The 8,944-nt window shown below is 62.1% G+C and carries 7 protein-coding genes; 4 read left to right on the top strand and 3 right to left on the bottom strand.

What is annotated here, in order from left to right:
• Together BN60_RS09645 and BN60_RS31450 are read right to left on the bottom strand one after the other, a co-directional pair.
• Positions 1-441: NAD-dependent epimerase/dehydratase family protein (locus BN60_RS09645; RefSeq protein WP_020695832.1), on the bottom strand; the 441-nt coding region annotated here is incomplete at its 3' end.
• A gap of 99 nt (positions 442-540) precedes the next feature.
• The gene (locus tag BN60_RS31450; protein WP_245539822.1) at positions 541-1,449 is read right to left on the bottom strand and encodes a response regulator transcription factor; all 909 of its coding nucleotides are present in this window, start codon (positions 1,447-1,449) and stop codon (positions 541-543) included.
• 487 nt (positions 1,450-1,936) lie between these two features.
• Here BN60_RS31450 and BN60_RS09635 point away from each other — a divergent pair, with 487 nt between their 5' ends.
• The 3 genes from BN60_RS09635 to glmS all read left to right on the top strand — a co-directional run bounded on the left by BN60_RS09635 (position 1,937) and on the right by glmS (position 6,903).
• Positions 1,937-3,211, top strand: coding sequence for a polysaccharide biosynthesis/export family protein (locus BN60_RS09635; RefSeq protein ID WP_177324793.1), 1,275 nt, complete (start codon positions 1,937-1,939; stop codon positions 3,209-3,211).
• 450 nt (positions 3,212-3,661) lie between these two features.
• Entirely contained in the window at positions 3,662-5,065 is a 1,404-nt protein-coding gene (locus BN60_RS09630) for a sugar transferase (protein ID WP_020695829.1), read from the top strand.
• A gap of 14 nt (positions 5,066-5,079) precedes the next feature.
• Positions 5,080-6,903: a glutamine--fructose-6-phosphate transaminase (isomerizing) gene (glmS, locus tag BN60_RS09625; RefSeq protein WP_020695828.1), complete on the top strand. Its 1,824-nt coding sequence runs from the start codon at positions 5,080-5,082 to the stop codon at positions 6,901-6,903.
• Between the two features lie 57 nt (positions 6,904-6,960).
• Here the strand turns inward: glmS and BN60_RS09620 are convergent, their stop codons facing one another.
• Positions 6,961-7,449, bottom strand: coding sequence for a hypothetical protein (locus BN60_RS09620; protein ID WP_020695827.1), 489 nt, complete (start codon positions 7,447-7,449; stop codon positions 6,961-6,963).
• Between the two features lie 423 nt (positions 7,450-7,872).
• On the opposite strand from BN60_RS09620, the gene BN60_RS09615 reads away from it, so the two are divergent.
• A complete protein-coding gene (locus BN60_RS09615) occupies positions 7,873-8,940 on the top strand; it encodes an endo-1,4-beta-xylanase (protein ID WP_020695826.1) in 1,068 nt (355 codons plus the stop codon).
• Positions 8,941-8,944: the final 4 nt, after the last annotated feature.

Raw genomic sequence — 8,944 nt, 5'->3', positions numbered from 1 at the left:
CGGCAGGGCGGGATAGGCGTCGGCTTCCTTCAGCGCCGTCACATTGGCATCGGTCTGCTTGTCGCCGTTGTAGACGCAGGCCGACGACGAATAGAAGAAGCGCGGCACGCCGGCTTCCTTGGCCGCGACCAGCATGTGGGTGCTGACCAGCACCGACAGCATGCACTCCGCCTTGTGCGTCTCGATGAAGCCCATGCCGCCCATGTCGGCGGCCAGGTTGTAGATCATCGCGGCGTCCTTGGCCGCCTTGCGGCAGGGCTCCAGCAGGGCGAGGTCGCCCACCTGGTTCTCGACACCCGGCGTCTTCTGGTACCACTCCGCCAGAGGCTTCACGTCCACCGCGCGGATCTTGGTATGACCGCGCTCCTGCAGCACACGCACCAGATGGCCACCGATAAAGCCACCGGCGCCGGTGACGACCACGAGATCATTCTTCGACACAAGCCCCTCCACTCATCGATCGGCGACCCACTACGACACCGCCATGCCGAATGTTGGCTACAATTCGCGGCTCGGCAGGCAGAAGCCGTCTCGTCTCGGCTACGAAAGCCGCACGGTCTCGTTCGATCCGTGACCGTTCAAATCAGGGGCCATTGTGGCAGCATGACCCTGGATGGCCGCAGCCGCCTTCAGGGCTCGAACTTTGACTTCGTCGCAAGGATAGCCGTTCTCCAGTGCCCAGATGGCCGCCTGCGTGCGGTTCCCGACATGGATCTTCCGAAGGATCGACTTCATATGGACCTTGACCGTCGCTTCAGCGATGTCCCAGGTACGCGCGATCACCTTATTCGCATGCCCCTTCACGAGGCCGTCGAGGATCTGCGCCTCGCGCTCCGACAATTTGGGGAAATTCCGGAACGTGGGCGCACACGGCATGCCATTGCCGCCTGCCTCCGAGTCCACCGTGCCGCCACCGTTCACCGAGGGCTGGGCCCGCTGGAGGGTGAGCATGCCGGTCGCCATCGATTCCTGCTTGGCGTCACTCGATAGGGATTTCCCCAGATTCATCTGCTGTGATTCTTCGCCATGCATCGAAGGGATCGAGGGGCCTTTCCCGTCCCCCACCACCATGACGCGCACATCCTTGATCATGACCAGATCGAGCATGCTGAACAGCGTATGTGGAGATACGAATAGCGGAACGCAGCCGTCGAGTTGCGACGTTATCAGTTGCTGGAAATCGGCCGGAGAGAGGTGCTCGAACAGCAAGACGACCTTGCTGTCAGGCCACAGCCTCCGGATGCTGGCGGCCTCCGAGGCGGCATTGTCGGCGGACAATGCACTCAAGATGACAAGTTTGGGGCCTTCGGCGACGATCGCCGAGTTCTCGATGTCTGCCGCAGAGCTTGCCCCGCATACGAAGTGATAGGAATGACTTTCCATCAGTGATTCGAGTGCTTCCCGCACAAGCAGCCGTGGCTCGATGATGATGGTTGCTACTGTACCCATGATCATTACTCCCCGGGCGCGACGCTCGCCGCGCCTTTGCTCGCCCTACCCTTGCTCTGAGATCAGTGGCCCCCCGTTATCAACGCGGAGTACATCAATCGAGAAATCGACTCGTGATGAGCCCTGACCACCTACCTCATTAAGCTCGCCTTAAGCGGTTCAGGCGACGGGATTTCGTCGACCTCAGGCTGACTTGCGCAGCCCACTGTTGAAACTTGTTCAACCACGGAAGAATGCCGATCGGGCCGATCGGGCCATTCGAGCCGTTGTCGCCTTCCCTAGCGGCCTGGTCGCTGGGAGTACCTCCTATTAGAAGGCAAATTTCAGGCCCTTCCCTATAAGGGCCCGCGCCGCCTCTTCCGCCTCGCCTACAATGCAACAGAGCGACCCAGTCAACGGATCCGGTGGCGGCATGATCTCAATCGTTGGAAATCGCGGGGGCAATCGGCGGCGAGGGAATTCACTGGGTTACCTTTGTCAGGTTCTGGTGAGCGCCGTCCTCCTGGCATGGGCAATGGAACCGGCTGCCGGCCAATCGCCAGCGCCGCAAGCCTACAAACTCGCGCCTGGTGACAAGATTGCCGTGACTGTGTTTGGCCAACCCGACCTGTCCGGTGAGTCGATTGTCGATCAGGGCGGCAATATCCGCTTGCCGATCGTCGGCGAGGTTCGCGCTGCTACGCTTACGCTCGGCGAACTCGAGAAGAGCATCGGCTACTCGCTTGAGCAGGGGTATGTACGCAGGCCGGTGGTCAGCGTGAAGATCGCAGAGTTTCGTCCGATCTATGTCCTGGGCCTCGTCCGGACGCCCGGCCCCTATCCCTATCGGGAAGGACAGTCGCTTCTCGCCGCGATAGCCCATGCGGGAGGTGTCGGCGTTTCCGATCACAGCGGTGTCGCCGGAGATGCCTTCCAGGCAGATGAGCGTGTTCGGTTGCTGGAGATCAGCCGCGTTGCTCTCCTTGCCAAACGGGCCCGGCTGGTGGCGCAACAGAACGGCGACGATCGTATCGATTTTCAGGACATATCCGGACTCGTCGCCGACCCGGCCCGTATCGCCCAGATCCGCGACAACGAACAACGGGTCTTCGCGACCGAGCGGCAGGCTGAGCGGCAGGAAGTCGAGGCCCTGCAAAAGCAGTTTCCGCGACTGGACGCCGAAATCGCCTCTCTCAAGCAACAGTCCGAACTCGAAAGCCGACAGCGTGAGTTGAACAAGCAGCTGATTGCCGACTACGAGCAGCTGGCGAAGTCCGGGCTCGCGCGCAAGCCCACCTATATCGAGATCAAGCGCGAGGAAGCGCGTATTGAGGGAAGCATTGCGCGCCTTCAGTCCGAAACGCTGAGGGCCGAACTCGCTATCGGCGACCTGCAGTACAAGATTGCGGAGCTGCGGAACAATTACCAACGCCGCGTCATGGCCGAACTCCGAGAAACGGACCGTCAGCTGCTGGAGTTGACGGTTACGCTGCCCTCCGCAGTGCGCGCGCGCGCGGCCCGTACAGGCCAGATGGGGTGGCTCACGGGAGCGAACGGTGAGCAGCTCGCCATAACCGTGAGCCGCGCCAAGAGCACCACGACCGTCAAGTACGACTCGGCCGCCGAATTCATGCTCCAGCCCGGCGACATCGTCCAGGTCGGTTCGGTTGTTCCGCCGACTCTGGAGCTGACGCCGAATCGGACCGATGCCTCCAGGCAAGAGACGACAGGAAGTGCGGCTCCGCAGGCAACTACCGCTGGACTGGTGCGGCCGTCTGAATAGGCACATCTGAATAGGCACAAGCGTAATGCTACCGCCTGGAGCAGCGCACTGTTCCGTCACGCTCCTCAGCCGCTTCGAGTAATTTCGGAGCGCCGCCGAACGTTTGGCCCCTGCCGCCTCGAGCAGGCATATCGACGTTCGGTCGTGCAGTGGTGCACTTTCAGCACCACTCCCACCTCACCATTTGAACTTATTGAGAGGACTACTCCCTCTTGGCGCTTGAGAGCGCAATCGCACGCCATAACGTGACAAGCCTGAACGGCGCGGGCCCGCCGCTGCCGGATCGGGCGGAAAGAAGAGCCCCTGGCCCTTAGTTCGAGTGGTTGCGAGCCTATGTCGAACGTTGACGCACAACTCGTCCAGACACTGTCGTCGCCGGATAGCGGGCAGTTCCCGCACGACGCTTCGGCGCGCGGTGTTGCGTCCGCGACCAGATGGAGCAGGCGTCACGTGCTTCTCGAAGCCGGGCTTCTGGCAGGCGACATCGCCTGCGGCGCCATTGCTGTTGCGATGGCCGCCTCGCTGGTGAATGTCGCAGGCCTCGCCTATCCGCTCAATCTCGCGACCGAGTTGCAAATACATGGGCCCGCGACGCTCGCCCTGCTGATCGGCATACATGCTTTGCTGGGCCTCTATCGTTCCAGCACAAAAGGCCCGATGGAACGCTTCCGTCTGCGCGGCACAGCGACATTGCTGTTCGTGTTCGCGGGCACGCTCATGTGGGGCCGCGAGGGGCTGTCGGCCGAACTGCTGTTCGTGCCGATTGCCGGCCTGGTCTCGCTGGTCCTCGGGTCGTGGGTCGATCACCTGATCAACATGCGGCTCGGACGGACAATTGCCCCGGCCGCCATTCTTGGGATCGGCGCCAACAGCCAGATGCTCGCCCGTCTGTTGATGAGCCAGCCCACCTGGGGACTGAGGCCTGTCGGATTCATCGACGATGGCGTGCGCGCCGGCGATGCTGCGGGCAATCCGGCGCTTGGCCAGGACAAAGACGACCCGGTCTCGGGGCTACCTCGAATCCGCATGCTCGAAGAAGGCCAGGCGGCCAACGGTCCCGAAGTCGTCATTGTGCCCGATCGCCGTGCCCTACCGGAGGATCCGAGCTTGCTCTATCGACTGGGCGCCCGGCAAATCCTTGTGGTCAATCAGCTCGGCGATCTTGCCTCCACGGGCTTGCAGACCCGCCATTTCGATCGCTTCGTCGCCCTGGAGCTGGTCGGTCAGCCACTCCATCCCAGCGGTGTTCAAAAGCGCATCATCGATCTTGCCGTGACCTTGCCGATTGCGGTCCTCACGGCGCCTGTCATCTGCCTGCTCGCCCTGGCCATCAAGATCGCGGATCCAGGGCCGGCGTTCTACGGTCAGCGTCGCGTCGGCCGCTACGGCAAGCCCATTCAGGTGCTGAAGCTGCGGACGATGTATCAGGACGCCGAGCAACGGCTCGAGCGCGTGCTGGCAGCCGATCCGGCCTTGCAGGAGCAGTGGCAGCGATACTTCAAGTTGCCGGCCGACCCAAGAATTCTGCCGCATATCGGCAACTTCCTGAGGCGCACGAGCCTGGACGAGTTGCCCCAGCTCTGGAACGTGATCCGCGGCGACATGAGCCTCGTGGGGCCGCGGCCGTTTCCCGCCTACCACATGAACGCGTTCGATCCCGAATTCCAGGCGCTGCGGGTGACGGTGCCGCCCGGTCTTACCGGACTCTGGCAGATCTCGTCGCGCAGCAACGGCGATCTTGGAGACCAGCGCGCCCAAGACTGCTTCTACATTCGCAATCGAGCCCTTTGGCTCGACCTCTACATTCTTATCGCGACCCTTCCGGCAGTGATCCGCGGTCAGGGCGCAAAGTAACCTGGCGGGTTCCTATGTGCGGAATTATTGGCGTCATCGGCAATGCTCCTGTCACGCCCTCGCTGGTCGAGGCACTGAAGCGTCTCGAATACAGAGGCTACGATTCGGCAGGCGTCGCCACCCTGGTCAACGGACACATCGAACGCCGGCGCACCGAAGGAAAGCTGGTCAATCTCGAAGCCCGCTTGGCAAAGGACCCGCTGCCCGGCACGATCGGCATCGGCCATACGCGCTGGGCGACCCACGGCAAGCCCAGCGAGCGCAACGCCCATCCCATCGCTACGGATCAGGTAGCGATCGTCCACAACGGCATCATCGAGAACTTTCAGGAGCTGAAGAACGAACTCGTGGCCGAAGGCCGCCGTTTCGACAGCGACACCGACACCGAGGTCGTGGCGCAACTGCTGACGTCGAATCTCGAACGGCAGATGTCGCCGCAACAGGCCATGGGCAAGGCGATGGAGCGGCTTCGCGGCGCATTCGCGCTGGTTGCCCTGTTTACGGGCCGTCACGACATTCTGATGGGGGCGCGACGCGGCAGTTCACTCGCAGTAGGCCACGGCGACGGTGAAATGTACATCGGCACCGACGCCCTGGCCCTGGCGCCCTTCACCAAGCGAGTGACTTATCTGGAGGACGACGACTGGGTCGTGCTGACCGCCAAGGGCGCGACGATCTACCAGGGCCAAACCGAGGTAAAGCGCGAGGTCCGCCAAAGCGGCATCTCGGGCGCCATGATGGGCAAGGGCAACCATCGCCACTTCATGCTGAAGGAGATTCACGAACAGCCTTCCGTCATCGGCGATACGTTGCAGACCTATCTCGAACCTGCCACGCGGTTGGTGACCCTGCCGGCCCTGCCCTGCGACTGGACCAAGGTCTCACGGTTGACCATGACGGCCTGCGGTACGGCCTTCTATGCCTGCATGGTGGCCAAGTACTGGTTCGAGCGACTTGCGCGCCTGCCGGTCGACATCGAAGTCGCTTCGGAACTGCGCTATCGCGAACCACCGATGTCAGAGAACGGCGTGTGCATCGCTGTCTCGCAGTCGGGCGAGACCGTCGATACCCTGGCCGCACTGCGCTACGCCAAGGCACAGAAGCAGACCATCCTGTCCGTCGTAAATGTTCCCGAAAGCGCCATCGCTCGCGAGTCGCACGCCGTGCTGCCGACGCTTGCCGGGCCCGAGATCGGCGTTGCGTCAACCAAGGCGTTCACGACGCAGCTTACCGTGTTGCTCGCGGCGGCAATCGGTGCCGGTCGGGCACGTCGCAACCTCTCCCGGGAAGAGGAGATGCGGCTCGCCGGCGCCCTGATCGAGCTGCCGGCCCACATCAACGCAGCTATTGGTATGGAAGAACAGTTCAGGTGGATCGGCCAGGAAATCCTCGCCGACGCGCGCGATGTCCTCTACATAGGCCGCGGTTCGTCCTTCCCGATTGCGCTGGAAGGTGCGCTGAAGCTCAAGGAAATTTCCTACATCCATGCCGAGGGCTATGCCGGCGGAGAAATGAAGCACGGCCCGATCGCGCTGATCGACGAAATGGTGCCTGTCGTCGTGGTGGCGCCGAGCGACGCCGTCTTCGACAAGATCGCCTCGAACTTCGAACAGGTGAAGGCGCGTGGCGGCAAGCTGGTGCTGTTAAGCGATGCCGAAGGCGTCTCTCGCCTGGGTTCGCAGGCCGCCGCGTCCATCATCCTGCCCAGAGTCGAACCGGCAGTGGCACCGATCCTCTACACCGTCCCGGTTCAGCTGCTAGCCTACTATACGGCGGTGGCTAAAGGTACCGACGTCGATCAGCCCCGCAACCTCGCCAAGAGCGTCACCGTCGAGTAGGCGACGTCCTCTCCGGTTCGCGTGCCCTGCCGGACACCGGCCCTGGCAGGTAGGGGCTCAGCCCGCCTGCCGCCGCGTCAACGTCAAGGGGTATTGATGACTGTTCTGGAAGAAGGAACCCGTCATTTCGTTCGCCCCGTTCGGACGAAACACGTACGTGTAGGTGTTGCCGTTGTTGGTTCCAACGAGGCGCAGCGTGTCGCCTTCGATCTTCCCCGACCAAGACACTGCGCCCAGGCTCGCCAGGTTTTCGATGCCCGTGCTTGACCCTGTCAGCCAGACGAACTTGGTATCGACCTTGCCGTCCGCCTCGATCTTTTCGACAACAAGGGCAACGCACATCTCGATGGTCGACTGGAACGAGACGTTGCCCGCCCAGACCCCCGAGAAAGCTCGAAGCTCCGGATTCTCAGTCGCATCGGGTGACACGACAGTATACTCGACTTTCTGCTCGCAGAGCTGACTGGATTTTGCCTGGCTCTTCGTTGTCTCCGGCAAGATTGCAAAAAAGACAAAGAAGACGATGAGCGCCGCTGAATATCTCATGGCTTCGCCTCCACCCTTTCCCATCCCTGATTCCCAAGACGTACTTCAACGGTGATTGTGGCTGGCTGTCGACTCCAATCAGCATCGGGTCTCGGAAAGCATAACGGCCTCCACATCTGGGGCGCTCAAGTCCGGGTGCGATACGCCGTACTGGACGGATAGCATCGTCGGGCTGGCATTGCCGACACGGCTCCCACCCGCGGCAATACCTTCGCCCAGGCACGCAGGCCGAAAGGCCCTGCAATCGATGACGCTTCACTCACGTCATCGAGCCTGGGCACTCGCATGTCCGGAGAGGCTGGCAATTTCGATGATCAGGGGAGATCATGAAGGAACGCCCGATCGGCGTGTGAGGACTCCTTGCCTTCTGGACTGACTCGCAGACGCCTTCTCGCTGCCAGCGCAATCATCGGACACAGCGAATTGACGCTCGCCGGGCAACCGTCGCGGTCGACCGACGATTCGCTCTCGCAGATCGCCGCTGGCGCCGGGCGCTTTTTCGGATCTGCCGTACGGATCGAAGATATTGTCCGTGAGGACGACCTGCGAGGCACCGTGTTGCGCGAATGCGCCTGGTTGACGCCGGAAATCGCCCTCAAATGGGACGCCATCGAACGGTCGCCAGGATCCTTCCAGTTTGGTCCGATGGACAGCCTGCTGGCTTTCGCCGCGGCTCAGGGAATGCGTCTGCATGGGCACACCTTGCTATGGCATGGCGGCATCCCCGCCTGGGCAGAATCGGCGCTCGTTACGCAAAAGAACTGGGGGCTCATCCAACGATACTTCGAAGCCGTGCTGGGCCGCTATCGCAGCACGATCACCCAATGGGACGTGATCAACGAACCGATCGAAACCGGGTACCGTATGGATGGCCTTCGCGGCAGCGTGTTTCTCCAGGCATTTGGTCCGGACTACATTCCAAGGGCGTTGAACGAGGCTCGCCGCCTCGCCCCCGGTGCAGAGCTGATCATCAACGAGTTCGCGCTGGAAACCGAGGATCGAGTCGAGAACGATCGTCGCTACCTTTTCCTGAAGCTGCTCGAACGGCTGAAGCGCGCCGGCGTTCCACTGGACGGCGTCGGCTTGCAGGCACATCTCGATTTGTCCAAAGGCCAGTTTCGCGCGGACATCTATGCGCAGTTCCTACGGAACATCGCGGATCTCGGGCTGTTCATCGTGATCACCGAACTGGACGTCAAGGAACATGACTACATCCAGTCGGTGGAGCAGCGGGACCGTCAGGTCGCCGATGCGACGGCTCGCTATCTCGACGTCGCCCTGGCGCAATCCGCAGTACGCGGTGTGACAACCTGGGGGCTGAGCGACCGGCACTCTTGGCTGCAGGTTACGCCGGCTGACCTTGCCCGCTATCCGGGCGGCTGGAGGGATGGATCGTCGCCTGGTGTCAATCGCGGCCTGCCATTCGACACGGCGATGCGACGCAAGCCAATGTACCACACCATCGCCAATGCTCTGCACCACCGTGCCTGACCAG

The sequence above is a fragment of the Reyranella massiliensis 521 genome (genome assembly GCF_000312425.1).
Classification (GTDB): Bacteria; Pseudomonadota; Alphaproteobacteria; order Reyranellales; family Reyranellaceae; genus Reyranella; species Reyranella massiliensis.
Note: the sequence above shows the minus strand (reverse complement) of the source record. Positions and strands in the feature narration are given on the sequence as shown.